This window comes from Pseudomonas cucumis, from assembly GCF_030687935.1.
In the GTDB taxonomy this organism is placed as follows: Bacteria; Pseudomonadota; Gammaproteobacteria; order Pseudomonadales; family Pseudomonadaceae; genus Aquipseudomonas; species Aquipseudomonas cucumis.
Genome location: NZ_CP117454.1, coordinates 975,421 through 1,000,052, shown reverse-complemented (window position 1 = coordinate 1,000,052; position 24,632 = coordinate 975,421). Strand labels below are relative to the sequence as shown.

The following is a 24,632-nucleotide window of genomic DNA, read 5'->3' as shown; positions in this document are numbered from 1 at the left end:
AATCCGCATGCAAACTTTTTTTATCGCGCCCACCGATTTTGGTGTGGGTCTGACCTCCATCAGCCTCGGGCTGGTGCGTACGCTTGAGCGGGCCGGTCTCAAAGTCGGCTTTTTCAAACCGATTGCCCAGCCGCACCCGGGCGACACGGGCCCTGAACGCTCCACCGAACTGGTGGCCCGCACCCACGGCTTGAAACCGCCTCAGCCGTTGGGCCTGGCCCACGTTGAGCGGATGCTCGGCGACGGCCAGCTGGACGAACTGCTCGAAGAAATCATCACCCTTTATCAGCAAGCCGCTGTCGGCAAGGACGTGCTGATCGTCGAAGGCATGGTCCCGACCCGCAGCGCCAGTTACGCGGCGCGGGTCAACCTGCATTTGGCCAAGAGCCTCGACGCCGAGGTGATTCTGGTCTCGGCACCGGAAAACGAAGTACTGACCGAATTGTCGGGCCGGGTGGAGTTGCAGGCGCAATTGTTCGGCGGACCGAAAGACCCGAAAGTGCTGGGCGTGATCCTCAACAAGGTCAAGACCGACGAAAGCATGGACGCCTTCGCCTCGCGCCTGAAGGAACACTCACCGTTGCTGCGCAGCGGCGATTTCCGTCTGCTCGGTTGCATCCCGTTTCAACCGGAACTGAACGCACCGCGCACCCGCGACGTGGCCGACCTGATGGGGGCTCAGGTGCTCAACGCCGGCGACTACGAAACCCGGCGCATGACCAACATCATCATTTGCGCCCGCACCGTGCGCAACACTGTGGAACTGCTCAAGCCCGGCGTGCTGGTGGTAACCCCCGGCGATCGTGACGACATCATCCTCGCCGTCAGCCTCGCGGCGATGAACGGCGTGCCCCTGGCCGGCCTGTTGCTGACCAGCGACACCCTGCCCGACCCGCGCATCATGGATTTGTGCCGTGGCGCCTTGCAGGCCGGCTTGCCGGTGTTGTCGGTCAGCACGGGTTCTTACGACACCGCCAACCAGTTGAACGGTTTGAACAAGGAAATCCCGATCGACGACCGCGAACGTGCGGAGATCATCACCGATTTTGTCGCCAGCCATCTCGACGCCAACTGGCTGCACCAGCGCTGCGGTACGCCACGGGAAATGCGTCTGTCGCCAGCAGTGTTCCGCTATCAACTGATCCAGCGCGCCCAAGCCGCCAACAAGCGCATCGTGTTGCCCGAAGGCAGCGAACCGTTAACCGTGCAAGCCGCGGCGATCTGTCAGGCGCGCGGCATTGCCCGCTGCGTGTTGCTGGCCAAACCGGCGGACGTCGAAGCGGTCGCCCGCGCCCAAGGCATCGAGTTGCCACCAGGCCTGGAAATCCTCGACCCGGACCTGATCCGTGAGCGTTACGTCGAGCCGATGGTTGCGCTGCGCAAGACTAAAAGCCTCAACGCGCCGATGGCCGAGCAGCAACTGGAAGACACCGTGGTGATCGGCACCATGATGCTGGCGCTGGATGAAGTCGACGGGCTGGTGTCCGGGGTCATTCACTCCACCGCCAACACCATCCGCCCGGCCCTGCAGCTTATTAAAACGGCTCCGGGCTGCACCCTGGTGTCCTCGGTGTTCTTCATGCTGTTTCCGGAAGAAGTGCTGGTTTACGGCGATTGCGTGATGAACCCGCACCCAAGCGCCAGCGAACTGGCCGAGATCGCCTTGCAAAGCGCCGACTCGGCAGCGGCGTTCGGCATCATTCCGCGCGTGGCGATGATCAGCTACTCCAGTGGCGAGTCGGCCAGTGGTGAAGAAGTCGAGAAGGTTCGCGAGGCGACATTGCTTGCCCACGAACAGCAACACTCGCTGTTGATCGACGGCCCATTGCAGTACGACGCCGCCGCCAACGAAACCGTGGCCCGACAACTGGCGCCGAACAGTCAGGTGGCCGGTCGTGCCACGGTGTTCGTGTTCCCCGACCTGAACACCGGCAACACCACCCACAAAGCCGTGCAGCGCAGCGCCGACTGCGTCAGCCTCGGGCCGATGCTGCAAGGCCTGCGCAAACCGGTGAATGACCTGCCGCGCGGCGCGCAGGTCGACGACATCGTCTACACCATCGCGTTGACCGCGATCCAGGCTGCCAACCGACCTATGGATCTTTAAATGCTGGATTTTCTACCTGCCCCCCTGCGCGGCGTGATTGCTTCGCTGTTGTTGGCGCTGAACACGATTGCCTGCTGCACGCCGTTGTTCGTGGTGGCGATCTTCAAACTGCTGCTGCCCTTCCCCGCCGCCCAGCGTTTCACCGACTGGCTGATGGGCCATATCCACGAAACCTGGATCAGCAACAACAAGGCATGGATGGACCTGCTCGGGCACACACGCTGGCAGCTCAGCGGGCTGGAAGGCCTGGACTATCAGCACTCGTACCTGATCACCAGCAACCACCAGAGCTGGGTCGACATCATGGTGTTGCAATACGTGCTCAATCGTCGCATCCGCCCGCTGAAGTTCTTCCTCAAACAGCAACTGATCTGGGTGCCGGTAATTGGTCTGGCGTGGTGGGCACTCGGTTTTCCTTTCATGAAACGTTACTCCAAGGCCTATCTGGAGAAGCATCCAGAGAAGAAAGGCAAAGACCTGGAAACCACCCGCAAGACCTGTGACAAGTTCCGCAATAACCCGGTGGGAATTTTCAACTTCGTCGAAGGCACGCGCTTCACCGAAGGCAAGCACATACAGCAGAGCTCACCGTTCCGCTACCTGCTCAAGCCGAAAGCGGGTGGCATTGCCTTCGTGCTGGATGCCATGGGCGACCAGCTGGAAGCCATCGTCAACGTGACCATCCACTATCCGGCCGGGCGTCCGGGTTATTGGGATTTGCTCTGTGGGAACGTGAAGGACGTGGTGGTGCACTTTCAGGAACTGAAGATTCCACCGCAGTTCGTTGGCAAGAACTACGACCAGGATGGGGTGTATCGCCTGGAGTTTCAGGGCTGGATCAATCAGCTGTGGAATGACAAGGATGCGCTGCTGGGGCAGATGCACCGCGAATACCCGTCTAACTGATCATTCCCACGCTCCGCGTGGGAATGCATCCAGTGACGCTCTGCGTCACGCCAGCGAAGGGACGCGGAGTCGGGCGGCATTCCCACGCAGAGCGTGGGAACGATCACAGAGCACAAAAAAACCCGCAGACGATCACTCATCTGCGGGTTTTTTATTTTCAGCTAACGCTTAGATCGCGCCACGTTTACGCAGCAGATCCAGCACTTGCTTGACGCTTTCTTCCAGCGACAGCGACTGGGTGTCGATCACCAGATCGGCATTCAGCGGCACGTCGTACGGGAAAGATTCGCCCGGGATGTTGTCGCCACCCGCCGCGTACAGACCTTGCGGATCACGCTCGGCACAGACCGTCGGAGAGGCCTGGACGTAGACCGTCAGCAGACGCTCCTTGCCGATCAGTTCCCTGGCCTGCTCACGACCTTCAGCACTCGGCGCAACGAATGCAGCCAAGGTCAACAGACCGGCTTCGTTGAACTGACGCGCAACGTGCGCCGCACGACGCCAGTTTTCAGTACGCCCGGCGCGATCATTTGGCAGACCTTTGTTGAGGTCGTGACGCAGATTCTGGCCATCGAGCACAAACACCGCACGACCCAAGTCGAACAGCTTGCGTTCAACGGCGTAGGCCAGGGTGCTTTTGCCAGCGCCCGACAAGCCGCTGAACAACACGGTGGCCGGTTGCTGACCAAAGCGCTGGGCACGTTCTTCGGTAGCCACGTGAGCCAGTTTGCCGTGGTGGGTGCTGGTGCCATGGCTCAACGGCTGGGCGATGATCATGCCGGCCGCGACCGTACCGTTGGTCAGTCGATCGATGACGATGAACGAACCGGTGGTGCGGTTGCTGTCGTAACCGTCCAGTGCGATGGCCGCGTCGAGGCTGATCTTGACCCGACCGATCTCGTTCAGCTGCAGCGAGCTGGCGGGACCTTCGGCCAAGGTGTTCACGTCCACGCGATTGACGATGCTGGTGATCGACCCCGGCACGTAAGTCGTGGCGCGCTTGATGTCGTATTTCTTGCCCGGCAGCATCGGTTCTTCGGCCATCCACACCAGCATGGCGTCGAAGGCGTCAGTCACTTGCGGCTGGTTGTCGGCATGTACCAGCAAGTCACCGCGGGAGATGTCGATTTCGTCTTCCATGGTCAGCGTCACGGCTTGACCGGGACCTGCATGTTCCAGCTCACCTTCGAAGGTGACGATGGATTTCACGCGGCTGCTCTTGCCCGACGGCAACACAACGACTTCGTCGCCCTTGTGCACGATGCCGCTGGCCAGGGTGCCGGCGAAACCACGGAAGTTCAGGTTCGGACGGTTGACGTACTGCACCGGGAAACGCAGGTCGGTGTAGTTGCGGTCGCTGGCGATTTCGACGGTTTCGAGGATTTCCATCAGCGACTGGCCGGTGTACCACGGCGAGCGCTCCGACTTGTTCACCACGTTGTCGCCCTTGAGCGCGGACATCGGCACGAATGCCATGGTGGTCGGCTTGAACGCGATGCCTTCGGCGAACTTCAGGTAATCGGCCTTGATCGACTCGAACACGCTTTCGTCGAAGCCGTTGAGGTCCATCTTGTTGATGGCGACAACGATGTGCTTGATGCCCAGCAACGAAGCGATAAAGCTGTGGCGACGGGTCTGGGTCTGCACGCCGTAACGGGCGTCCACCAGAATGATCGCCAGGTCACAGGTGGATGCACCGGTGGCCATGTTGCGGGTGTACTGCTCATGGCCGGGGGTGTCGGCGATGATGAATTTGCGTTTGGCGGTGGAGAAATAACGGTAAGCGACATCGATGGTGATGCCCTGCTCACGCTCGGCCTGCAGGCCGTCGACCAGCAACGCCAGGTCGATGTCTTCACCGGTGGTGCCGACTTTTTTCGAGTCGCGGGTAATGGCTTCCAAATGATCTTCGTAGATCATTTTGGAGTCGTGCAGCAGGCGCCCAATCAGGGTGCTCTTGCCGTCGTCGACGTTGCCACAGGTCAGAAAGCGCAGCATTTCCTTGCGTTCGTGCTGGCCCAGGTAGGCGAGGATGTCCTCGCTGATCAAATCAGATGCGTGCGACATGACAACCCCTTAGAAATAACCCTGACGTTTCTTTTCTTCCATCGAGCCGGCGCCATCGTGATCGATGACCCGGCCCTGGCGTTCGGAAGTTCGCGTCAGGAGCATTTCCTGAATGATGTCGGTCAGGCTGGTAGCCTCGGACTCGACCGCACCGGTCAACGGGTAGTCGCCCAGCGTACGGAAACGGACCTTCTTCTTGACGATGCGCGCCTTGTCTTCGTCGCTCAGGTGATTGAGCAGGCGTTCGTCGTCGATCATGATCCAGGTACCATTCATCTCGATGACGTCGCGCTCGGCGGCGAAATAGAGCGGCACGATCGGGATGCCTTCGAGGTAGATGTACTGCCAGATGTCCAGTTCGGTCCAGTTCGACAACGGGAACACACGAATGGATTCGCCCTTGTTGACGTTGCCGTTGTAGACGTTCCACAGTTCCGGGCGCTGGTTTTTCGGGTCCCAGCGGTGCTTGGTGTCGCGGAAGGAATACACGCGCTCTTTGGCACGGGACTTCTCTTCGTCGCGGCGAGCGCCACCGAAAGCGGCGTCGAAACCGTACTTGTCGAGAGCTTGTTTAAGGCCTTCGGTCTTCATGATGTCGGTGTGCTTGGCGCTGCCGTGGGTCAGCGGGTTGATGCCTTGCGCGACGCCATCGGGGTTCACGTGCACCAGCAGGTCCAGGCCGAGCTCTTCGACCATGCGGTCGCGGAACGCGTACATTTCCTTGAACTTCCACCGGGTGTCGACGTGCATCACCGGAAACGGAAGTTTGCCCGGGAAGAATGCCTTGCGTGCCAGGTGCAGCATCACGGCGGAGTCTTTACCGACGGAGTACAGCATCACCGGGTTATCGAACTCGGCGGCGACCTCGCGGATGATGTGGATGCTTTCGGCCTCCAGCTGTTTCAGATGCGTCAGTTTGTCGACCATGGCTACTCACGAAAACGATCTTATGGACGGCCTGCGGGCCGTGTTCGAGCGGGGAATCCTAGCACAGCGCCCTCTTCTAATCAGGACGCTGGCTAGATCGAAAGGGTATATGAATATACCCCCTCGTTTGAGCATTCCAGATTGGAAACCCATCCTACAGATGTGACCGCATTGTCGTCTGAAATCAAATCGGATTCGGGCAATCGATGAAGATGTGCTCCAGCGCAAAGCGTCGTGCCAGGTAATCGCCCAAAGCCTGCACACCGTAACGCTCGGTGGCGTGGTGGCCGGCGGCGATGAAGCTGATGTCGTTTTCCCGGGCGCTGTGGAACGTCTGCTCGGAGGCCTCGCCGCTGAGGTACAGATCGACGCCAGCCAACACCGCCTGATCAATGTACCCCTGGCCGCCACCGGTGCACCAGCCGACCCGACGAATCATCTCGCTGCCTTCGATCAGCAACGGCTCGCGCCCCATGACTTCCTGCACGCGACGGGCGAAATCGCGAGGGGTCATCGGCTCGTTCAACGAGCCGACCAGGCCAACGACTTTCAGATTGTCCGGATCCAGCGGGCCTTCGACGGTGATATCCAGTTGCCGCGCAAGCTGCACGTTGTTACCGACTTCCGGGTGCAGATCCAGCGGCAAGTGATAAGACAGCAGGCTGATATCGTGCTTGAGCAGGGTTTTCAACCGGCGCTGCTTCATGCCGGTGATGCACGGGTTCTCGCCTTTCCAGAAATAGCCGTGATGCACCAGCACCAGATCGGCCTGGGCCTCCACCGCCGCGTCCAGCAACGCCTGGCTTGCGGTAACACCGCTGACGATGCGCATCACTTGCGGCCGGCCTTCGACCTGCAAACCGTTGGGGCAATAATCGGCGATCTTCGCACTTGCCAGGTAGCGGTCGGCTTCTTCGACCAGGGTGCTCAGGGCAACGGCCATAAAAGACTCCTAAATATCCCGTTCAGAGGCGCGCGCGGCCTCGTATAATGCGCGACATTATGGGCGGTCTCACACCGCCTGCAACCTCTGTAGGACGTGTTTAATGCTCAAGGCGCTGCGTTTTTCCGGCTGGCCGCTATTGGCCGGCGTGCTTATCGCTCTATTGATTATGCAGCGTTACCCGGAGTGGGTCGGGCTACCGAGCCTGGACGTCAATCTGCAGCAAGCCCCGCAAACTCTTGGCCTGCAGCAGGGCCCGGTGTCCTATGCCGACGCGGTGACCACGGCCGCGCCGTCGGTGGTCAATCTATACACCACCAAAGTGGTCAACAAGCCCAGCCATCCGCTGTTCGAAGATCCGCAGTTCCGCCGCTTCTTCGGCGACAACTCGCCCAAGCAGAAGCGCATGGAATCGAGCCTCGGTTCGGGCGTGATCATGAGCCCGGAAGGATACCTGCTGACCAACAACCATGTGACCAGCGGTGCCGACCAGATCGTGGTGGCGCTCAAGGATGGCCGTGAAACCCTGGCCCGAGTCATCGGCAGCGACCCGGAAACCGACCTCGCGGTGTTGAAGATCGACCTGAAAAACCTGCCATCGATCACTGTCGGCCGTTCCGACAATATCCGCATCGGCGACGTGGCCCTGGCCATCGGCAACCCATTCGGCGTCGGCCAGACCGTGACCATGGGCATCATCAGCGCCACAGGGCGCAATCAGCTCGGGCTGAACAACTACGAAGACTTCATCCAGACCGACGCCGCGATCAACCCCGGCAACTCCGGCGGTGCGCTGGTGGACGCCAACGGCAACCTGACCGGCATCAACACGGCGATCTTCTCCAAGTCCGGCGGTTCTCAGGGCATCGGCTTCGCGATCCCGGTCAAACTGGCGATGGAAGTGATGAAGTCGATCATCGAACACGGCCAAGTGATTCGCGGTTGGCTCGGCATCGAAGTGCAACCGTTGAGTCAGGAACTGGCGGAATCGTTTGGTCTGTCGGGACGTCCGGGGATTGTGGTCGCGGGGATTTTCCGTGATGGCCCGGCGCAGAAGGCTGGCCTGCAACTGGGCGACGTAATCCTCAGCATCGACGGTGAACCGGCCGGCGACGGTCGTCGTTCGATGAACCAGGTGGCGCGGATCAAGCCGACCGACAAAGTCACCATTCAGGTGATGCGCAACGGTAAAGAGCTCAAGCTCACGGCAGAAATCGGTCTGCGTCCGCCACCCGCGCCGATCAAGGAAAAAGAAGGCGAGTAAGCCGGCAGGAGCTGCGCCCTCAGCAGCTCCATAACTGCGAAGCTGTTAACAGCAGACATTCTCATTAGGCATGTTATATTGTTTCGATACAACTTTTGGAACAACATAACATGTCGTCTCGAACAATGGCTTCCCTCGCAGGCCTGGCCCTCGGTTTGCTGGGGGATCCGGTCTTCGCCGAAGAATCGCAAACCGTTGAACTGGACGCCATCAGCGTCACCTCCGACTACGAATCCCCCACCGGCCCGGTCAAGGGTTACCGCGCCACGCGCTCCTCCAGCGCAACCAAAACCGACACGGCCATTCGCGATATCCCGCAATCGATCAGCGTGATTCCCGTCAGTGTGCTCAAGGATCTGGGCAGCACCAGCGTCGAGCGCGCACTGGAATACGCCGGCGGCGTGTCGAAGCAGAACAACTTCGGCGGCTTGACGCTCTACGAATACAGCGTGCGCGGCTTCACCACTTCGGAGTTCTACAAGGACGGCTTCAGCGCCAACCGCGGCTATCCAAGCACGCCAGACGTGGCCAACATCGAGCGCATCGAAGTGCTCAAAGGCCCGGCCGCCAGCCTCTATGGTCGTGGCGATCCGGGCGGTACGGTGAACATCGTCACCAAGAAACCCCAGCGTGAAGCCTTCAGCACACTGCAAACCAGCGCCGGCAGCTGGGATCGCTATCGCACCGCCGTGGACGTCAACACACCGCTGGATGATGACGGCAATGTTCTGTCCCGGGTGAACCTGGCCGTCGAGGACAACCACAGCTTCCGCGATCACGTCGACAGTCAGCGAGTGTTCGTTGCGCCTTCCTTCAGCTGGCAACTGAACCCGGACACCAGCCTGTTGGTGGAGAGCGAATTCGTGCGCCACAGCTCGACATTCGATCGCGGTATCGTCGCGCCGAACAATAAATGGAGCGACGTTTCCCGCTCGACCTTCCTTGGCGAACCCAACGACGGCAACATCGACAACCACAACAATCTGCTGCAAGCCGCCCTCGAACATCAGCTCAACGACAGCTGGAAACTACGCCTCGCCAGCCATTACAAGGAAGGCAAGCTCTGGGGCTTCGCCTCCGAAAACCGTCCCTTGAACGCCGACGGCCACACCATCAACCGTCGCTATCGAGAACGCGATACCAACTGGCACGACAGCATCACCCAACTCGAACTGCGCGGTTTGTTCGACATCGGTAGCTGGCAACACGAACTGCTGATGGGCAGCGAGTACGAGAATTTCCGCAAGAACGAACGGGTCACGACCATTGCCGGCGGCCCTTACGCCATCGATATCTATCGGCCGATTTACGGCCAGCCGAAACCCAATGGCCCGCGCTCCGGGACCGACTTCTTCGAGCACGTCGAAAGCCAGGCGCTGAACCTTCAGGACCAGATCGTCTTCACCGACAAACTGCGCGGCATGATCGGTGCGCGCTTCGAACATTTCGAACAAAGCATTGACGATCGCAGCCGCAACGCGACCAGCCGCCAGCGCCACGATGCCCTGACCCAACGGGCCGGCCTGCTCTACCAACTGACACCCGAAGTGGGGCTGTTCGCCAACGTCTCCACCTCGTTCAAACCGAACAACGGCCTGGACGCCGCCGGCAAATCCTTCGACCCGGAAGAAGGCGTCGGTTATGAAGTCGGGATCAAGAGCGAGCTGTTCGACGACCGCTTGAGCACCACCCTCGCCGCCTTCCATATCGAAAAGGAAAACGTCCTGGCGCTCGATCCGAGCACCGACTCCAGCCGCGCCATGGGCAAGGCCCGCAGCCAGGGTGTCGACCTGCAAGTCACTGGGCAAGTGACCGATGCCGTGCGAGTGATCGGTGCTTTCGCTTACATCGACGCTGAAGTCACCCAAGGCGACAAAGTGATCCCCACCGGCAGCCGAATTCTTGGCGTGGCCAAACGCAGCGGCAGTGTGCTGGGCGTTTATGAATTTCAGGATGGCCATTTGCGCGGTTCGGACCTTGGTGCAGCGTTCACCTATGTCGGCGATCGCTCGGGTGAAGCCGGCAGCGATTTCGAACTGCCGGCTTACCACACCGTCGACCTGCTGGCCCATTACAAGGCCAGCGAAAACGTCACCGTGGGCCTGAACCTGAACAATCTTTTCGACGAGAAATACTTCGAGCGCTCCTACAGCAACTACTGGGTCAACCCCGGCGAGCCACGCAATTTCACCGTCAGCCTGACACTCAACCTGTAAAAGGAAAGATCACCATGCAACAAGGCAAATCACTGGTTCTGCTGGGTCTGTTCGGCGCGATGTTCGCCACCCACGTTTCGGCCCATGGCCTATGGACCGAACAACGTCGCGGCAATATCGAAGCCATCTACGGTGATGGCGCTGAGGACAATGCTTTCAAGGCGCAGAAAATCAGCGGCGCCTGGGCCTACGACACCGAAGGAAAAATGATCCCGGTTACCGTGGAACGCCTGGCCGACCATGCGCGTCTGCAACCACTCAAACCGCCCGCGGCGCTAGCAGTCGCGCTGGACAATGGCATGTGGTCGCTGACCGCCGACAAAAAGTGGATCAACGAAGGACGCAGTAAGGTGCCAGGATCGATCGAGTCGACCGAGACGTTCAAATACAGCCTGGCCATTTACCAGCCGGGGGCGAAGTTGCCGAAGCTCGATCAGATGAAACTGGTGATTTTGCCGGAAGTCGATCCGCTGACGGTCGGGCCGGGCAAGTCGTTGCCGGTACGGGTGCTGTTGGATGGCAAGCCGGCGGCGGGCGTGAAGTTGGTGGGCGACTATCGCAGCGCGCCGAGTACCATGAGCACCGAAACCGATGCGGACGGCCGGGCGCAGGTTCTGGTGCGCAATGAAGGGTTGAACGTGATTGCGGCGCAGGTGGAAGTGCCAGTGAAAAATAGCCCGGATGTGAGCACTCGCGGACTGTTCACGTCGCTGACCTTCCTTGGCGAACCGCATCACGAGTAAGCCACAAAACCTGATCGTTCCCGTGCTCTGCGTGGGAATGCCGCCATGGACGCTCTGCGTCCACTGTGACGCGGAGCGTCACGGGATGCATTCCCACGCGGAGCACGGGAACGATCAGTCTGGGGGGGTGTTACAGGTCGCCGAGGCCGTCGATCAGTGCCTGGTTCTGCTCCGGCGCGCCGATGGAAATCCGCAGGAACTGGGCAATCCGCTCCTGCTTGAAGTGCCGAACAATCACACCCTGCTCACGCAACTTCGCCGCCAGCCCTGCCGCATCGTGCTTCAGATGACGGGCGAAAATGAAGTTCGCCGCCGACGGCAACACTTCAAAACCCTTGTCTTGCAACTGCGCGATCTCCCATTCACGGTGGTGTTGAAGATCGACCTGAAAAACCTGTCGTCGATCACCGTCGGCCGTTCCGACAACATTCGCATCGACTACGTGGCCCTGGCCATCGGCAACCCGTTCGGTGTCGGCCAGACCGTGACCATGGACATCATCAGCGCCACCGGGCGCAATCAGCTCGGGCTGAACAACTACGAAGACTTCATCCAGACCGACGCCGCGATCAACCCCGGCAACTCCGGCGGTGCGCTGGTGGACGCCAACGGCAACCTGACCGGCATCAACACGGCGATCTTCTCCAAGTCCGGCGGTTCTCAGGGCATCGGCTTCGCGATCCCGGTCAAACTGGCGATGGAAGTGATGAAGTCGATCATCGAACACGGCCAAGTGATTCGCGGCTGGCTCGGTATCGAAGTGCAACCGTTGAGTCAGGAACTGGCGGAATCGTTTGGTCTGTCGGGACGTCCGGGAATTGTGGTCGCGGGGATTTTCCGTGACGGCCCGGCGCAGAAGGCCGGCCTGCAACTGGGCGACGTGATCCTCAGCATCGACGGTGAACCGGCCGGCGACGGTCGCCGTTCGATGAACCAGGTGGCGCGAATCAAGCCGACCGACAAGGTCACGATCCAGGTCATGCGCAATGGCAAGGAACTCAAGCTGACTGCGGAAATCGGTCTGCGCCCACCGCCGGCGCCGATGAAGGAAAAAGAAGAGTAAGCATAAATTGATGTGGGAACGAGCGTACTCGCTCCCACATCAACTTTCTGATGTCCGCCAGCGAACGCCATACCAACCCAATCGCGATTCAGTCTAAGTATTATTCAGAAAGGTTCTTAACACCTGTAACTTCTGACAGTTACGCCTCCTTCCAAACACAAGTAGCCTTTCGAACAAGGCAACTTATTAGAGCTGCCCCGAACTTTTCATTACATCAAGGGGATTGAACATGCAAACCAAGGAAACGAAGACGGGCCAGTATTTCGAAGGAGAGATTCGATTAGTCATCAATGACGAGATACTTACTCTTACAGATGTCAGCAGACATGAGTACATTGATAACTTCGGAGGATACTTTAGTGGATCTGATGGATCTAACAGTATCTGGCTGGGATATCCCGAAACAATTGAAAAGGGAGAAAACAAAGACTTTTCTTATCCAACAGACTTTTCACGCTCGCCTCATATGCCTTGGGTGTATATAGCGAACGGCGAGCAGTACCCTATAAAAATCGGCGACATCACTGTCAGCGCCGAATGGGATTCAAGTTACGAAGGTAGCTTTCGTAACTTAATCGGGGAAAACAACTTAAGTATCAAAGGCACATTCACAATTAAATGGAGAAAGTGAAAAATCCGCTTCTCGCTTGTAGCCCCACAAAGGAGGCAACGCGGAGTTTAACTCCTTCGCGTTGCCATCCATCGCTGAAAGACAAATCAAAGGTCGCCGAGACCGTCGATCAACGCCTGATTCTGCTCCGGCGCGCCAATCGATATCCGCAAAAACTGCGCAATCCGCTCCTGCTTGAAGTGCCGAACAATCACACCCTGCTCACGCAACTTCGCCGCCAGCCCTGCCGCATCGTGCTTCGGGTGACGGGCGAAAATGAAGTTTGCCGCCGATGGCAACACCTCAAACCCCTTCGCCTCCAGCTGCGCGACCACCTTTTCGCGGCTCTCGATGACCAACCGGCAGGTCTTGTCGAAATACTCGCGATCCTCGAACGCTGCCGCAGCCCCCACAATCGCCAGACGATCCAGCGGATAGGAGTTGAAGCTGTTCTTGATCCGCTCCAGCGCCTCGATCAGGTCCGGATGCCCTACCGCCAGACCAACCCGCAGGCCCGCCAGCGAACGGGACTTAGACAGGGTCTGAGTCACCAACAGGTTCGGATAACGGTCCACCAGCGTGATCGCCGTTTCACCGCCGAAATCAATGTAAGCCTCATCCACCACGACCACCGAATCCGGGCTGGCCTTGAGGATTTGTTCGACAGCGTCCAGCGCCAACAGGCAACCGGTCGGCGCGTTCGGGTTAGGGAAAATGATCCCGCCGTTCGGCTTGGCGTAGTCCGCCGGATTGATCTGGAACTGTTCATCCAGCGGCACCGCGTCAAATGCGATGCCATACAACCCGCAGTAAACCGGGTAGAAGCTGTAGCTGATGTCCGGGAATAGCAGCGGCTGATCGTGTTGCAGCAAACCGTGAAAAATGTGCGCCAGGACTTCATCGGAACCGTTACCGAGGAACACCTGATTGCCCTGTACGCCGTAGTACTTGGCAACAGCCTGCTTGAGCAGGTCGCTGTTCGGGTCCGGATACAGACGCAGGTTGTCGTTCAGTTCGGTCTGCATCGCGGCCAACGCTTTGGGCGATGGACCGTACGGGTTTTCGTTGGTGTTGAGCTTCACCAGTTTCGCCAGCTTCGGCTGCTCGCCCGGCACGTAAGGCACCAGGCGCTTGACGAAAGGACTCCAGAATTTACTCATGCTTGGTTGCCCTTCTTGTCGTCAACGATACGGTATTCGGCGCTGCGAGCGTGAGCGGTCAGCGACTCGCCACGGGCCAGCACGGAAGCAGTTTTGCCCAGTTCGGAGGCACCCTGCTCGGAGCAGAAGATGATCGACGAACGTTTCTGGAAGTCGTAAACACCCAGTGGCGAAGAGAAGCGCGCAGTGCCGGACGTCGGCAACACGTGGTTTGGACCTGCGCAATAGTCGCCCAGGGCTTCGGACGTGTGACGGCCCATGAAGATCGCGCCGGCGTGACGAATCTGCGGCAACCAGGCCTGCGGGTCGGCGACCGACAACTCCAAGTGTTCTGGCGCAATGCGGTTGGCCACTTCGATGGCTTGTTCCATGTCGCGAACCTTGATCAGCGCACCACGGCCATTGATCGAGGTTTCGATGATTTCGGCGCGTTCCATGGTCGGCAGCAATTTGGCGATGCTGGCGGCGACCTTGTCGAGGAACTCGGCGTCCGGGCTGACCAGAATCGCTTGGGCGTCTTCATCGTGTTCCGCCTGGGAGAACAGGTCCATGGCAATCCAGTCCGGGTCGGTCTGGCCGTCACACACCACGAGAATCTCGGAGGGGCCGGCGATCATGTCGATGCCGACCTGGCCGAACACGTGACGCTTGGCGGTGGCCACATAGATGTTGCCAGGGCCAACAACCTTATCGACCTTCGGCACGCTTTCGGTGCCGTAGGCCAGCGCCGCAACAGCCTGGGCGCCGCCGATGGTGAACACCCGGTCAACGCCGGCGATGCAGGCTGCGGCCAGCACCAATTCGTTGATTTCACCCCGTGGGGTTGGCACGACCATGACCACTTCGGTCACGCCCGCCACCTTGGCTGGTATTGCGTTCATCAGCACCGAGGACGGGTACGACGCCTTGCCGCCCGGCACGTACAGGCCGGCGCGATCCAGCGGGGTGACCTTCTGGCCCAGCACGGTGCCGTCGGCTTCGGTGTAGCTCCAGGAATCCTGTTTCTGTTTTTCGTGGTAGCTGCGCACGCGGGCCGCGGCTTTTTCCAGGGCTTCGCGCTGAGGCACGGTGATGCGGGTCAACGCCAGTTCCAGGCGTTCGCGCGGCAGGATCAGGTCTGCCATCGAGGCAACTTGCAGGCCGTCAAACTTCTGGGTGAATTCCACCAGTGCTGCATCACCACGCTCACGCACGGCTTTGATGATGTCCAGCACCCGCTGATTGACCGAGTCGTCAGACACACTTTCCCAGCTCAGCAGATGATCCAGATGATGTGCGAAATCCGGGTCAGCAGCGTTGAGTCGGCGAATTGCAGTCGGTGCGGTCATAGCGAGAGCCTCATAGGAATGGCGAAAACTCAGGTACCCGAAGCTACCATCGATCCGCTTGGGCACCTGAGAATTCTGGCTATGAGGCGGATAGACGGCGCGACTCAAGGTCGCGCAGGTAAATCAGCCGCGGTGTCGAGACTCCACTGCCTTGCGCAGGGTGTCGATCAACGCCTGGATACGGGCGTGTTGCATTTTCATCGAAGCTTTGTTGACGATCAGCCGGGAGCTGATGTCGGCAATGAAATCCTGGGGTTCCAGACCGTTGGCACGCAGGGTGTTACCGGTGTCGACCACGTCGATGATCTTGTCCGCCAGACCGATCAGCGGCGCCAGCTCCATCGAGCCGTAGAGCTTGATGATGTCGACCTGACGTCCCTGCTCGGCGTAGTAACGCTTGGCAACGTTGACGAATTTGGTCGCCACCCGCAGGCGGCCCTTGGGCTCGACATCGCCGACACGGCCGGCGGTCATCAGCTTGCAGAGGGCAATTCGCAGATCCAGAGGCTCGTACAGGCCCTGGCCGCCATATTCCATCAGCACATCTTTACCGGCGACGCCGAGGTCCGCGGCACCATGCTCGACATAAGTCGGTACATCGGTGGCGCGCACGATCAGCAGGCGCACATCGGCCTGGGTCGTGGGAATGATCAGCTTGCGGCTCTTGTCCGGATTCTCGGTCGGCACGATGCCCGCTTCAGCCAGAAGCGGCAGGGTGTCGTCAAGGATGCGGCCCTTGGACAGTGCGATGGTCAACATGGGAAACGTCAGTCCTTATCAGGCTACTGATGCCCGGTCGCAAATGGCGCCGGGCACACATCGAGGGCGTCTCTCTAATGAAAAGACTACCCTCGACTTGAAACGAAACCAACGGGCACGTCCCTGTGCCCATGCAGCAGAAACTAGCCCGGTACGCGGCGAATTTTTGCGCCGAGCATCTGCAGTTTCTCTTCGATGCACTCGTAACCACGGTCGATGTGGTAGATGCGGTCGATCAGGGTATCGCCTTCGGCGATCAGCGCCGAAATCACCAGGCTGGCCGAAGCACGCAGGTCGGTGGCCATTACTGGCGCGCCCTTGAGCTTTTCGATGCCGGTGACGATAGCAGTGTTGCCTTCGACCTGGATATGAGCGCCCATGCGGTGCAGTTCGTAAACGTGCATAAAACGGTTTTCGAAGATCGTCTCGATCACCGCACCAGTGCCTTCGGCAATGGCGTTGAGGGAGATGAACTGCGCCTGCATATCGGTCGGGAACGCCGGGTATGGAGCGGTCCGCACGTTAACGGCTTTTGGCCGCTTGCCGTGCATGTTCAGCTCGATCCAGTCTTCGCCGCAGGTGATTTCGGCACCGGATTCGCGGAGTTTTTCCAGAACGGCTTCCAGGATGGTCGGATCGGTGTCCTTGACCTTCACACGCCCGCCGGTTACCGCTGCCGCCACCAGGTAGGTGCCGGTCTCGATACGGTCAGGCATCACCTTGTAAGTGGTCGGGTGCAGACGCTCGACGCCATCGATGGTGATGGTATCGGTGCCGGCACCAGTGATCTTGGCGCCCATGGCGTTCAGGAAGTTCGCCAGGTCGATGACCTCAGGCTCACGAGCGGCGTTTGCCAGCACGCTGCGGCCCTTGGCCAGAGCGGCCGCCATCATGATGTTTTCGGTACCGGTCACGCTGACGGTGTCGAAGAAGAAGTGCGCACCGCGCAGGCCACCCTCAGGGGCCTTGGCCTTGATGTAGCCGCCTTCAACGTCGATGACCGCGCCCATGGCTTCGAGGCCACGGATGTGCAGGTCGACCGGACGCGAACCAATGGCGCAACCGCCAGGCAGCGCGACTTCGGCTTCACCGAAACGGGCAACCATCGGGCCCAGCACCAGGATCGAGGCACGCATGGTTTTCACCAGTTCGTACGGAGCGATCAGAGTCTTGATGGTGCGCGGGTCGATTTCGACACTGAGCTTCTCATCGATCACCGGCTCAATGCCCATGCGACCGAACAGCTCGATCATGGTGGTGATGTCGTGCAGGTGCGGCAGGTTGGCAACGGTAACCGGGCCATCACACAGCAGGGTTGCAGCCAGAATCGGCAGGGCAGAGTTCTTTGCCCCGGAGATGCGGATTTCGCCATCAAGACGAACGCCACCGGTAATAATCAATTTATCCATAAGAATCTCGACGCCCTTGGGCTCAGGTGCGCTCGGCCCAGGCCGCGCTGCTGAAAAATTTCATAGTGACCGCATGGATGCTGCCATCGGTGATCCATGGGTTCAAATGGGCATAGATCTGCTGCTGACGCTTCACCGGGCTCAACGCCGCCAGTTCATCGCTAATCACGTTCAGCTGAAAGTTGCAGCCTTCGCCCTCAACTTCTACCAGCGTTCCGGGCAACTTTCCTTCAAGGAAGCTCTTCACTTCTACGGCCTGCATGCTCAACCTCAATCGGCGCCCTGTGCGCGCGGGTCGGACATCATACAAAAAAGCCCCGCGCCTGCGAACCCCGCGAAGCAGGACTCTGACGGGGGGCTTCTTTATAGATGCGGTTCAGGGTTGCGCCAACAGCTCGGTCAGTTCACTGACCTGAGCGATTTCGCGCATGTCTTCGGGCATCGCACGAACGCTCAAGGCCTTGCCGGCCGCCTGAGCATCGCGCATGAAGCACAGCAGCAGCGACAAGCCGACGCTGCTGGACTTCTCAACCGCGGAACAATCGACCACCAGCGCAGCCGCGTTACTGGACTTGATCAGCGCCTGCCCCTGCTTGCGCAGGTTCGGGCCTGTGCGGTAATCCAGCACGCCACTGAGCAGTAGCTCGCCAGCTTCGCTCATGCGAATGGCCGACTCACTCATTGGGTTTGGTTCTCGGTAGATTTTTCGGTGGTTTCCTTGGCTTTGGCGACTTCCCCGGCCCAACCGTTGATGGTCTTGTCCAGGTCGTTGCCATTGCGCTGCATCGCATCAGCGAACTGATCGCGGAACAGCTTGCCGATGTTGATGCCGTTGATGATCACGTTGCGCAGTTTCCACTCGCCATTGATCTTTTCGAGCGTGTAAGACACAGGATAGATCGCGCCGCTGCTGCCTTTGACCGTCATGCCGACGCTGGTACGGTCTCCCGACTCATCCTTGGCAGGATCGACAACGATGCCCTGGTTGTCGTACTCAAGCAAAGCATTGCCATAGAACTGAAACAGGCCCTTTTTGAAGTTTTCGACAAACTTCTGCATCTGCTCGGGCGTGGCCTTGCGCGAATACTTGACCGTCATGATGCTCTTGGAAATACCTTCGGCATCCACCACCGGCCCGACGATGGTATCCAGCGCCGTATAAAAGTCTTGCGGGTCCTGCTTGTACTTTTCTTTATTGGCCGACAGGTCGGCCAGCAACCGATTGGTGGTGTCCTGTACCAGTTCATGCGCGGAAGGCGCCGCCACGGCGTTAGCCATCAACGGCAAGGCCGTGAGTATTACCAACAGGCCACGTCGCAAGATAGAGATCATTCAAAAGCTCCTCATTTGGCGTCTTTGCTAACGGTATTGAGCAGAAATTTACCGATCAGGTCCTCGAGCACCAGCGACGACTGCGTGTCGTGGATGGTTCCACCCTCCTTGAGCAGGTTTTCTTCCCCGCCCACGCTGATACCGATGTATTTCTCACCCAGCAGGCCAGCGGTCAGGATAGACGCAGTGGAGTCAGTCGGCAGATTATCTACCCGCTTTTCCAGTTGCATGGTCACCCGACCGGTGAAGCTGTCGCGGTCCAGATCGATTGCCGTGACCTTGCCGATGGTTACACCCGCCATGGTCACTTTAGCTCTGACCGTCAAACCGGCGATATTGTCGAAATAGGCATAAAGTTTATAAGTATCGGTGCTCGCCGTCGGAGCCAGGCCACTGACCCGCAGGGCCAACAGCAGCAAAGCCAGGATGCCAGCCAGCAAGAAAAGGCCGACACCGATTTCCAGGGTGCGGTTTTGCATCAGAAATCTCCAAACATCAAGGCGGTCAGAATAAAGTCCAGGCCGAGCACAGCCAAAGAGGCATACACCACGGTCTTGGTAGTGGCACGACTGATCCCCTCGGAAGTGGGCTCGCAGTCATAGCCTTGGAATACGGCGATCCAGGTCACGACGAAGGCAAAAACGATGCTTTTGATAATGCCGTTGAGCACATCGTCGACAAACGTGACGCTGTTTTGCATGTTCGACCAGTAGGAGCCTTCATAGACACCCAGCCAGTCGACGGCCACCCACGACCCACCCCAGATACCCACCACGCTGAAAATCATTGCCAGCACCGGCAGGGAAATGAAGCCGGCCCACAGGCGCGGGGCAATGATGTATTTGAGCGGGTCGACCCCGATCATTTCCAGACTGGACAATTGCTCGGTGGACTTCATGTTGCCGATTTCGGCGGTCAGGGCCGAACCTGCGCGCCCGGCGAACAGCAAGGCCGTGACCACCGGCCCCAGTTCACGCAGCAGCGTCAGCGCAACCATCTGCCCGACTGCCTGCTCAGAACCGTAGCTGGAAAGGATGTTAAAGCCCTGCAACGCCAGCACCATGCCGATGAACACCCCGGAGACCACGATGATCACCAGGGACATCACGCCCACCGAATGCAGCTGCTTGACCAGTAGGCCAAAACCGCCGCCGATGCCGCCACGACCGAGCAAGGCATGAAACAGGAACAGCGCCGAACGCCCGAATACCGCCAGCACATCGATGCCGGCGTAGCCGAAGCGGCGCACTCTTTCTATCAGTGAAATCTTGCGCATCAACGCTTCCCCAGAAGATCTGCGCGGTAATCCGGCGCTGGAAAGTGGTATGCGACCGGGCCGTCGGGTTCGCCAGTCAGGAATTGACGAATACGTGGCTCATCCGACTTCATCAAATCCTTGGGTGCGCCCTGGCCCAGCACTTGCCCGTCACCCACCACAATAAGGTGGTCAGCAATGCTCGCGGTCTCGGCCAGATCGTGGGAGACCACAATGCTGGTGATACCCAGCGCATCGTTGAGCAGGCGGATCAGGCGCACCAGTACGCCCATGGCGATCGGGTCCTGGCCAACAAAGGGCTCGTCGTACATAAGGATTCGCGGATCGAGCGCAATTGCCCGGGCCAGCGCGACGCGACGTTTCATGCCGCCGGACAATTCGTCAGGCATCAGGTCGATGGCGCCACGCAAGCCCACTGCCTGCAACTTGAGCAGGACAATGTCGCGGATCATTTCTTCCGGCAGCGCGGTATGAACACGCAGCGGAAAAGCAACGTTCTCGAACACATCAAGATCGGTAAACAGCGCGCCGCTCTGAAACAACACGCCCATGTGCTTGCGCGCATCGAACAGATCGCTGCGCGACAACGTCGGCAGGTTCTGGCCATTGACCCAGACTTCGCCGCTGGTGGGGCGCAATTGTGCGCCTATCAGACGCAACAGCGTGGTCTTGCCACACCCGGAAGGCCCCATGATGCCGGTGACCTTGCCGCGCGGGATGCAAATATCGACGTTATTGAAAATGCTGCGCGTACCGCGCTTGAAGGTCAGTCCCTTCAGCTCGACCGCGTAGGCGTTATCGGCACTCATCTAAACTCCTTGCGATGCAGCCTCTCACTCGGACGCCTGGCTTTCTGGCGAAAGCACATACCTCCCGGGCAGGCCGAACTGGCGGCGAACTATATCACTGCAAAGCTAAAGCGCCCAAGGCCCAAGCCGGGCATGTTCAGCAACATGACCGCCTGAAATCATCTATTTAGAGAGGATTCGGTAACAAGGAATGACAAACCGCGACGAACTAGCGTGAGGGTTTTGATCATTACCGCTATAATCGCCGCCTTTTCATCAGGCTATTCGATTTCCGACATGAACCAATCCAGCGACCTGATTCAATCTGCACAACGCACCATCCGCCTCGAACTGGAAGCCGTACAAGGCTTATTGCCCCATATCGACGCAGATTTCGTACGCGCTTGCGAGATGATTCTGGCCAGCAAAGGCCGCGTGGTCGTGGTCGGCATGGGCAAATCGGGGCACATCGGCAACAAGATTGCCGCCACCCTGGCCAGCACCGGCACCACGGCTTTCTTCGTGCACCCGGCCGAGGCCAGCCATGGCGACATGGGTATGATCACCCGTGATGACATCATTCTGGCGCTGTCGAACTCCGGCTCCACCAACGAGATCGTCACCTTGCTGCCGCTGATCAAACGCCAGGGCATTCAAATGATCAGCCTGACCGGCAACCCCGAGTCGCCGCTGGCCAAGGCAGCGGAAGTCAACCTCAATGTAAGCGTCGAACACGAAGCCTGTCCGCTGAACCTGGCACCTACTTCGTCGACCACCGCAGCACTGGTCATGGGCGATGCTCTCGCCGTTGCCTTGCTTGAAGCTCGCGGCTTTACCGCTGAAGATTTCGCTTTTTCCCACCCGGGTGGCGCCCTTGGCCGCCGCTTGTTGCTGAAAGTGGAAAATGTCATGCATGCCGGCACCGAGTTGCCGCAAGTAATGTGCGGTACGCTGCTCAAGGATGCCTTGATGGAAATGACCCGTAAGGGCTTGGGCATGACCGTTGTACTGAGTGCAGATGGAAAGCTCGCCGGGATCTTCACCGACGGCGACCTTCGCCGCACCCTGGACCGCACCATTGATATCCACAGCACGACCATTGATGAAGTGATGACCGCCCACGGCAAGACCGCCCGCGCCGAGATGCTCGCCGCCGAGGCACTGAAAATCATGGAAGACCACAAGATCAGCTCGCTGGTAGTGGTCGACAACGAAGATCGCCCGGTCGGCGCCTTGAACATGCACGACTTGCTGCGTGCAGGAGTAATGTAATGAGCACGGACCTGCTGCAACGCGGCAAACAGATCAAACTGGCGGTATTCGACGTCGACGGCGTGCTGACCGACGGGCGCCTGTACTTCCTTGAGGACGGCAGCGAATTCAAGACCTTCAACACCCTCGATGGCCAAGGCATCAAGATGTTGATGGCGGCCGGCGTGCAGACCGCGATCATCAGCGGCCGCAAGACCCCGGTGGTTGAACGACGAGCGAAGAACCTCGGCATTCCACACCTGTACCAGGGTCGCGAAGACAAACTGGTGGTACTCGACGAACTTCTTGGTCAGCTCAACCTGAGTTATGAACAAGTGGCCTACCTCGGCGACGACCTGCCAGACCTGCCGGTGATTCGCCGCGTCGGCCTGGGCATGGCGGTGGCCAGCGCTGCCAGTTTCGTGCGCGAACACGCCCACGGCATCACCCAGGCCCGTGGTGGCGAGGGTGCCGCTCGCGAATTCTGCGAATTGATCCTGCGCGCCCAGGGCCGCCTAGATGCGGCCAACGCCGCATACCTGTGAGCCCATCATGCTGAGCAAAAAAATTCGCAACATCCTGGTGTTCGGTTGCATCGCCGCGATTTTTGCGGCGGTCGGCTACTGGAACATCAGCCCGGAACGCTTCCTCGACAAACCGGTGGTGAAGGTCGATGAAAATGCGATCGACTATTACGCCATCAACGCCCATAGCGTGCAGTACCTGCCCGACGGCAAACTGCAATACGAGATGACGTCGGACAAGGTCGAACACGTGAAAGCGAGCGAGGTGACGTTGCTGACCAATCCTGACCTGAACATGTTCCGCGGCACCGAATTCCCTTGGCACGTCCAGAGCGAGCGCGGCGAAGTCAACCCGGACGGCACTCAGGTCGAGCTGATTGATTCGGTACGTATCACGCGCTTCGACGAAAAAAACCGCAAAACCCTGATTACCACCACCCGTATGACAGTGTTCCCGCAGCAGCAATATGCGCAGACCGATCAACCCGTTAGAATCGACGGCGCTGGCGGTGTATCGACAGGCAACGGAATGAAAGCGTACTTGAAAGAAAGCAGGATACACCTGCTATCGAACGTAAGAGGACAGTATGAGGCTCGTTAAAACTCTCCCTATTTTGCTCAGTCTGGGCGCAGCACTGGGAAGCGTGAGCGCCTGGGCTCTGCCGAACGATCAGGAGCAGCCTATCCGCATTCAGGCCGACGATGCCCAACTGGACGACAAGAATGGCGTTGCTACCTATAAAGGCGACGTGATCATCACCCAGGGCTCGATGAAGGTTACCGGCAACACTGTAACCATCACCCGCACGCCTGCGGGCGACATCGACGTAGTGACTTCGGTGGGCAACCTCGCCTACTTCGAGCAACTGCAGACCGCCGGCGACACCAAGCCTGTTCAGGGCTGGGGCGTAACCATCCAGTACCACGCGGCGCAAAACCGCGTCGTGCTGATCGACAAGGCAAAAGTTGTCGATAAGGACAACAACACCACCCAGGGCGAGAAAATCGTCTACGACACGGTCAAAAAGCTTGCGAGCGCCGGTCGCGCCACGGGTAACAAGGTCACCGAGGCACGCCCTCGCATCGACATGGTGATCCAGCCGAAGAAGAAAACCGACGAGCAAAAGGCCCAGTAATGGCAACTCTGAAAGCTCAGCATCTGGCCAAGAGCTACAAGAGCCGTCAGGTCGTGCGCGACGTCAGCCTGTCCATCGACAGCGGTCAGATCGTCGGCCTGCTTGGCCCTAACGGCGCCGGTAAAACCACTTGCTTCTACATGATTGTCGGCCTGGTACAGGCCGATCAGGGCCGCGTATTGATCGACGATCTGGACGTCAGCCACCAGCCGATGCACGGTCGTGCGAAGGCGGGTATCGGCTATCTTCCGCAAGAAGCGTCGATCTTCCGCAAACTGTCGGTGGCCGACAACATCATGGCCATCCTCGAGACCCGTAAGGAGCTCGACAAGGCCGGTCGTCGCCAGGAGCTGGAAAGCCTGCTGCAGGAATTTCACATCCACCACATCCGCGACAACCTCGGCATGAGCCTGTCCGGTGGTGAACGCCGCCGCGTGGAAATCGCCCGGGCATTGGCTACCAATCCGAAATTCATCCTTCTCGACGAACCTTTCGCCGGTGTAGACCCCATTTCGGTGGGCGACATCAAGCAGATCATCCATCACCTCAAGGCCAAAGGCATTGGCGTGCTGATCACGGACCATAACGTTCGTGAGACCCTGGATATCTGCGAAACCGCCTACATCGTCAACGATGGCCAACTGATCGCTGAAGGTGACTCCGCCACCATCCTGGCCAATGAACTGGTCAAAGAAGTGTATCTAGGCCACGAGTTCCGCCTGTAAGCACCCGAGGTGCCCGGGTCGCCGAGAGAGCGCTCGCGTCAATAAAAAATCAATAAATTTTTATTGTTACAGCGCTCTAGGCAAACACTTCAGTTTCG

Annotated in this window: 25 protein-coding genes and 1 pseudogene; 12 read left to right on the top strand and 14 right to left on the bottom strand. The window is 59.1% G+C overall.

Annotated features, from left to right (window positions below; genetic code table 11):
* Positions 1-7 precede the first annotated feature (7 nt).
* Together pta and PSH97_RS04290 are read left to right on the top strand one after the other, a co-directional pair.
* The gene (gene pta, locus PSH97_RS04295) at positions 8-2,107 is read left to right on the top strand and encodes a phosphate acetyltransferase (protein WP_305448231.1); all 2,100 of its coding nucleotides are present in this window, start codon (positions 8-10) and stop codon (positions 2,105-2,107) included.
* Positions 2,108-3,013 (top strand): acyltransferase, encoded by a 906-nt coding sequence (locus PSH97_RS04290; protein ID WP_305448230.1) that lies wholly within the window; start codon positions 2,108-2,110, stop codon positions 3,011-3,013. It abuts the gene before it with no gap.
* 168 nt (positions 3,014-3,181) lie between these two features.
* Here the strand turns inward: PSH97_RS04290 and cysN are convergent, their stop codons facing one another.
* From cysN to PSH97_RS04275, 3 genes are all read right to left on the bottom strand, one after another.
* The gene (gene cysN, locus PSH97_RS04285; protein ID WP_305448229.1) at positions 3,182-5,080 is read right to left on the bottom strand and encodes a sulfate adenylyltransferase subunit CysN; all 1,899 of its coding nucleotides are present in this window, start codon (positions 5,078-5,080) and stop codon (positions 3,182-3,184) included.
* A 9-nt stretch (positions 5,081-5,089) separates the two neighbouring features.
* Positions 5,090-6,007, bottom strand: a complete 918-nt coding sequence (gene cysD, locus PSH97_RS04280; protein WP_010463281.1) for a sulfate adenylyltransferase subunit CysD — start codon at positions 6,005-6,007, stop codon at positions 5,090-5,092.
* 184 nt (positions 6,008-6,191) lie between these two features.
* Positions 6,192-6,950, bottom strand: coding sequence for a Nif3-like dinuclear metal center hexameric protein (locus PSH97_RS04275; protein WP_008008638.1), 759 nt, complete (start codon positions 6,948-6,950; stop codon positions 6,192-6,194).
* Positions 6,951-7,053: 103 nt separating this feature from the next.
* Between PSH97_RS04275 and algW the strand changes: the two genes are divergently transcribed.
* The 3 genes from algW (at position 7,054) to PSH97_RS04260 (ending at position 11,173) form a co-directional block, all read left to right on the top strand.
* Positions 7,054-8,214, top strand: a complete 1,161-nt coding sequence (algW, locus tag PSH97_RS04270) for a Do family serine endopeptidase AlgW (RefSeq protein ID WP_008070565.1) — start codon at positions 7,054-7,056, stop codon at positions 8,212-8,214.
* Positions 8,215-8,324: 110 nt separating this feature from the next.
* Positions 8,325-10,430, top strand: coding sequence for a TonB-dependent siderophore receptor (locus PSH97_RS04265; RefSeq protein WP_305448228.1), 2,106 nt, complete (start codon positions 8,325-8,327; stop codon positions 10,428-10,430).
* A 14-nt stretch (positions 10,431-10,444) separates the two neighbouring features.
* Positions 10,445-11,173, top strand: coding sequence for a DUF4198 domain-containing protein (locus PSH97_RS04260; protein WP_050681505.1), 729 nt, complete (start codon positions 10,445-10,447; stop codon positions 11,171-11,173).
* Between the two features lie 130 nt (positions 11,174-11,303).
* Here PSH97_RS04260 and PSH97_RS04255 read toward each other — a convergent pair.
* Positions 11,304-11,543: pseudogene (locus PSH97_RS04255) on the bottom strand (aminotransferase class I/II-fold pyridoxal phosphate-dependent enzyme); the annotation flags it as partial.
* Between PSH97_RS04255 and PSH97_RS04250 the strand changes: the two are divergent.
* On the top strand, positions 11,460-12,236 hold the full coding sequence (locus PSH97_RS04250) for a S1C family serine protease (protein WP_407682182.1): 777 nt from the start codon (positions 11,460-11,462) through the stop codon (positions 12,234-12,236). The pseudogene PSH97_RS04255 and the gene PSH97_RS04250 overlap by 84 nt on opposite strands.
* A gap of 229 nt (positions 12,237-12,465) precedes the next feature.
* Positions 12,466-12,867 carry a hypothetical protein gene (locus PSH97_RS04245; RefSeq protein ID WP_305448227.1) on the top strand — a complete coding sequence of 134 codons (402 nt, stop codon included), beginning with the start codon at positions 12,466-12,468 and terminating at the stop codon, positions 12,865-12,867.
* An 86-nt stretch (positions 12,868-12,953) separates the two neighbouring features.
* Here PSH97_RS04245 and hisC read toward each other — a convergent pair whose 3' ends face one another.
* From hisC to PSH97_RS04195, 10 genes are all read right to left on the bottom strand, one after another.
* Positions 12,954-14,006, bottom strand: a complete 1,053-nt coding sequence (gene hisC, locus PSH97_RS04240; protein WP_305448226.1) for a histidinol-phosphate transaminase — start codon at positions 14,004-14,006, stop codon at positions 12,954-12,956.
* A complete protein-coding gene (gene hisD, locus PSH97_RS04235) occupies positions 14,003-15,334 on the bottom strand; it encodes a histidinol dehydrogenase (RefSeq protein ID WP_305448225.1) in 1,332 nt (443 codons plus the stop codon). Before hisD ends, hisC begins: the two co-directional genes overlap by 4 nt.
* Before the next feature lie 123 nt (positions 15,335-15,457).
* Positions 15,458-16,093: an ATP phosphoribosyltransferase gene (hisG, locus tag PSH97_RS04230; RefSeq protein WP_007901570.1), complete on the bottom strand. Its 636-nt coding sequence runs from the start codon at positions 16,091-16,093 to the stop codon at positions 15,458-15,460.
* 143 nt (positions 16,094-16,236) lie between these two features.
* The gene (gene murA, locus PSH97_RS04225; protein WP_007901567.1) at positions 16,237-17,502 is read right to left on the bottom strand and encodes a UDP-N-acetylglucosamine 1-carboxyvinyltransferase; all 1,266 of its coding nucleotides are present in this window, start codon (positions 17,500-17,502) and stop codon (positions 16,237-16,239) included.
* A gap of 22 nt (positions 17,503-17,524) precedes the next feature.
* Positions 17,525-17,764 (bottom strand): BolA family protein, encoded by a 240-nt coding sequence (locus tag PSH97_RS04220; RefSeq protein ID WP_007912386.1) that lies wholly within the window; start codon positions 17,762-17,764, stop codon positions 17,525-17,527.
* A 114-nt stretch (positions 17,765-17,878) separates the two neighbouring features.
* Positions 17,879-18,184 carry an STAS domain-containing protein gene (locus tag PSH97_RS04215; protein ID WP_305448224.1) on the bottom strand — a complete coding sequence of 102 codons (306 nt, stop codon included), beginning with the start codon at positions 18,182-18,184 and terminating at the stop codon, positions 17,879-17,881.
* On the bottom strand, positions 18,181-18,834 hold the full coding sequence (locus tag PSH97_RS04210; RefSeq protein ID WP_305448223.1) for an MlaC/ttg2D family ABC transporter substrate-binding protein: 654 nt from the start codon (positions 18,832-18,834) through the stop codon (positions 18,181-18,183). Before PSH97_RS04210 ends, PSH97_RS04215 begins: the two co-directional genes overlap by 4 nt.
* 11 nt (positions 18,835-18,845) lie before the next feature.
* Positions 18,846-19,313, bottom strand: coding sequence for an outer membrane lipid asymmetry maintenance protein MlaD (gene mlaD, locus PSH97_RS04205; protein WP_305448222.1), 468 nt, complete (start codon positions 19,311-19,313; stop codon positions 18,846-18,848).
* Positions 19,313-20,110, bottom strand: coding sequence for a lipid asymmetry maintenance ABC transporter permease subunit MlaE (gene mlaE, locus PSH97_RS04200; protein WP_008008628.1), 798 nt, complete (start codon positions 20,108-20,110; stop codon positions 19,313-19,315). The genes mlaD and mlaE overlap by 1 nt, the downstream gene beginning before the upstream one ends.
* Complete coding sequence (locus PSH97_RS04195; RefSeq protein ID WP_305448221.1) at positions 20,110-20,919, bottom strand: ATP-binding cassette domain-containing protein; 810 nt, start codon at positions 20,917-20,919, stop codon at positions 20,110-20,112. Before PSH97_RS04195 ends, mlaE begins: the two co-directional genes overlap by 1 nt.
* A 276-nt stretch (positions 20,920-21,195) precedes the next feature.
* Between PSH97_RS04195 and PSH97_RS04190 the strand changes: the two genes are divergently transcribed.
* The 5 genes from PSH97_RS04190 to lptB are packed head-to-tail and all read left to right on the top strand — an operon-like array spanning position 21,196 to position 24,534.
* Positions 21,196-22,170 (top strand): KpsF/GutQ family sugar-phosphate isomerase, encoded by a 975-nt coding sequence (locus PSH97_RS04190; protein ID WP_305448220.1) that lies wholly within the window; start codon positions 21,196-21,198, stop codon positions 22,168-22,170.
* On the top strand, positions 22,170-22,694 hold the full coding sequence (locus PSH97_RS04185) for a KdsC family phosphatase (protein ID WP_192346224.1): 525 nt from the start codon (positions 22,170-22,172) through the stop codon (positions 22,692-22,694). The genes PSH97_RS04190 and PSH97_RS04185 overlap by 1 nt, the downstream gene beginning before the upstream one ends.
* 7 nt (positions 22,695-22,701) lie before the next feature.
* Entirely contained in the window at positions 22,702-23,274 is a 573-nt protein-coding gene (lptC, locus tag PSH97_RS04180; RefSeq protein WP_305448219.1) for an LPS export ABC transporter periplasmic protein LptC, read from the top strand.
* Positions 23,261-23,809 carry a lipopolysaccharide transport periplasmic protein LptA gene (gene lptA / locus PSH97_RS04175; protein WP_305448218.1) on the top strand — a complete coding sequence of 183 codons (549 nt, stop codon included), beginning with the start codon at positions 23,261-23,263 and terminating at the stop codon, positions 23,807-23,809. The genes lptC and lptA overlap by 14 nt, the downstream gene beginning before the upstream one ends.
* Entirely contained in the window at positions 23,809-24,534 is a 726-nt protein-coding gene (gene lptB / locus PSH97_RS04170; RefSeq protein WP_030128011.1) for an LPS export ABC transporter ATP-binding protein, read from the top strand. The genes lptA and lptB overlap by 1 nt, the downstream gene beginning before the upstream one ends.
* Positions 24,535-24,632 lie beyond the last annotated feature (98 nt).

Coding starts and splice junctions, on each gene's coding strand:
- pta (WP_305448231.1), top strand. CDS start 8: ATGCAAACTTTTTTTATCGCGCCCACCGATTTTGGTGTGGGTCTGACC.
- PSH97_RS04290 (WP_305448230.1), top strand. CDS start 2,108: ATGCTGGATTTTCTACCTGCCCCCCTGCGCGGCGTGATTGCTTCGCTG.
- cysN (WP_305448229.1), bottom strand. CDS start 5,080: ATGTCGCACGCATCTGATTTGATCAGCGAGGACATCCTCGCCTACCTG.
- cysD (WP_010463281.1), bottom strand. CDS start 6,007: ATGGTCGACAAACTGACGCATCTGAAACAGCTGGAGGCCGAAAGCATC.
- PSH97_RS04275 (WP_008008638.1), bottom strand. CDS start 6,950: ATGGCCGTTGCCCTGAGCACCCTGGTCGAAGAAGCCGACCGCTACCTG.
- algW (WP_008070565.1), top strand. CDS start 7,054: ATGCTCAAGGCGCTGCGTTTTTCCGGCTGGCCGCTATTGGCCGGCGTG.
- PSH97_RS04265 (WP_305448228.1), top strand. CDS start 8,325: ATGTCGTCTCGAACAATGGCTTCCCTCGCAGGCCTGGCCCTCGGTTTG.
- PSH97_RS04260 (WP_050681505.1), top strand. CDS start 10,445: ATGCAACAAGGCAAATCACTGGTTCTGCTGGGTCTGTTCGGCGCGATG.
- PSH97_RS04250 (WP_407682182.1), top strand. CDS start 11,460: ATGACGGGCGAAAATGAAGTTCGCCGCCGACGGCAACACTTCAAAACC.
- PSH97_RS04245 (WP_305448227.1), top strand. CDS start 12,466: ATGCAAACCAAGGAAACGAAGACGGGCCAGTATTTCGAAGGAGAGATT.
- hisC (WP_305448226.1), bottom strand. CDS start 14,006: ATGAGTAAATTCTGGAGTCCTTTCGTCAAGCGCCTGGTGCCTTACGTG.
- hisD (WP_305448225.1), bottom strand. CDS start 15,334: ATGACCGCACCGACTGCAATTCGCCGACTCAACGCTGCTGACCCGGAT.
- hisG (WP_007901570.1), bottom strand. CDS start 16,093: ATGTTGACCATCGCACTGTCCAAGGGCCGCATCCTTGACGACACCCTG.
- murA (WP_007901567.1), bottom strand. CDS start 17,502: ATGGATAAATTGATTATTACCGGTGGCGTTCGTCTTGATGGCGAAATC.
- PSH97_RS04220 (WP_007912386.1), bottom strand. CDS start 17,764: ATGCAGGCCGTAGAAGTGAAGAGCTTCCTTGAAGGAAAGTTGCCCGGA.
- PSH97_RS04215 (WP_305448224.1), bottom strand. CDS start 18,184: ATGAGTGAGTCGGCCATTCGCATGAGCGAAGCTGGCGAGCTACTGCTC.
- PSH97_RS04210 (WP_305448223.1), bottom strand. CDS start 18,834: ATGATCTCTATCTTGCGACGTGGCCTGTTGGTAATACTCACGGCCTTG.
- mlaD (WP_305448222.1), bottom strand. CDS start 19,313: ATGCAAAACCGCACCCTGGAAATCGGTGTCGGCCTTTTCTTGCTGGCT.
- mlaE (WP_008008628.1), bottom strand. CDS start 20,110: ATGCGCAAGATTTCACTGATAGAAAGAGTGCGCCGCTTCGGCTACGCC.
- PSH97_RS04195 (WP_305448221.1), bottom strand. CDS start 20,919: ATGAGTGCCGATAACGCCTACGCGGTCGAGCTGAAGGGACTGACCTTC.
- PSH97_RS04190 (WP_305448220.1), top strand. CDS start 21,196: ATGAACCAATCCAGCGACCTGATTCAATCTGCACAACGCACCATCCGC.
- PSH97_RS04185 (WP_192346224.1), top strand. CDS start 22,170: ATGAGCACGGACCTGCTGCAACGCGGCAAACAGATCAAACTGGCGGTA.
- lptC (WP_305448219.1), top strand. CDS start 22,702: ATGCTGAGCAAAAAAATTCGCAACATCCTGGTGTTCGGTTGCATCGCC.
- lptA (WP_305448218.1), top strand. CDS start 23,261: ATGAGGCTCGTTAAAACTCTCCCTATTTTGCTCAGTCTGGGCGCAGCA.
- lptB (WP_030128011.1), top strand. CDS start 23,809: ATGGCAACTCTGAAAGCTCAGCATCTGGCCAAGAGCTACAAGAGCCGT.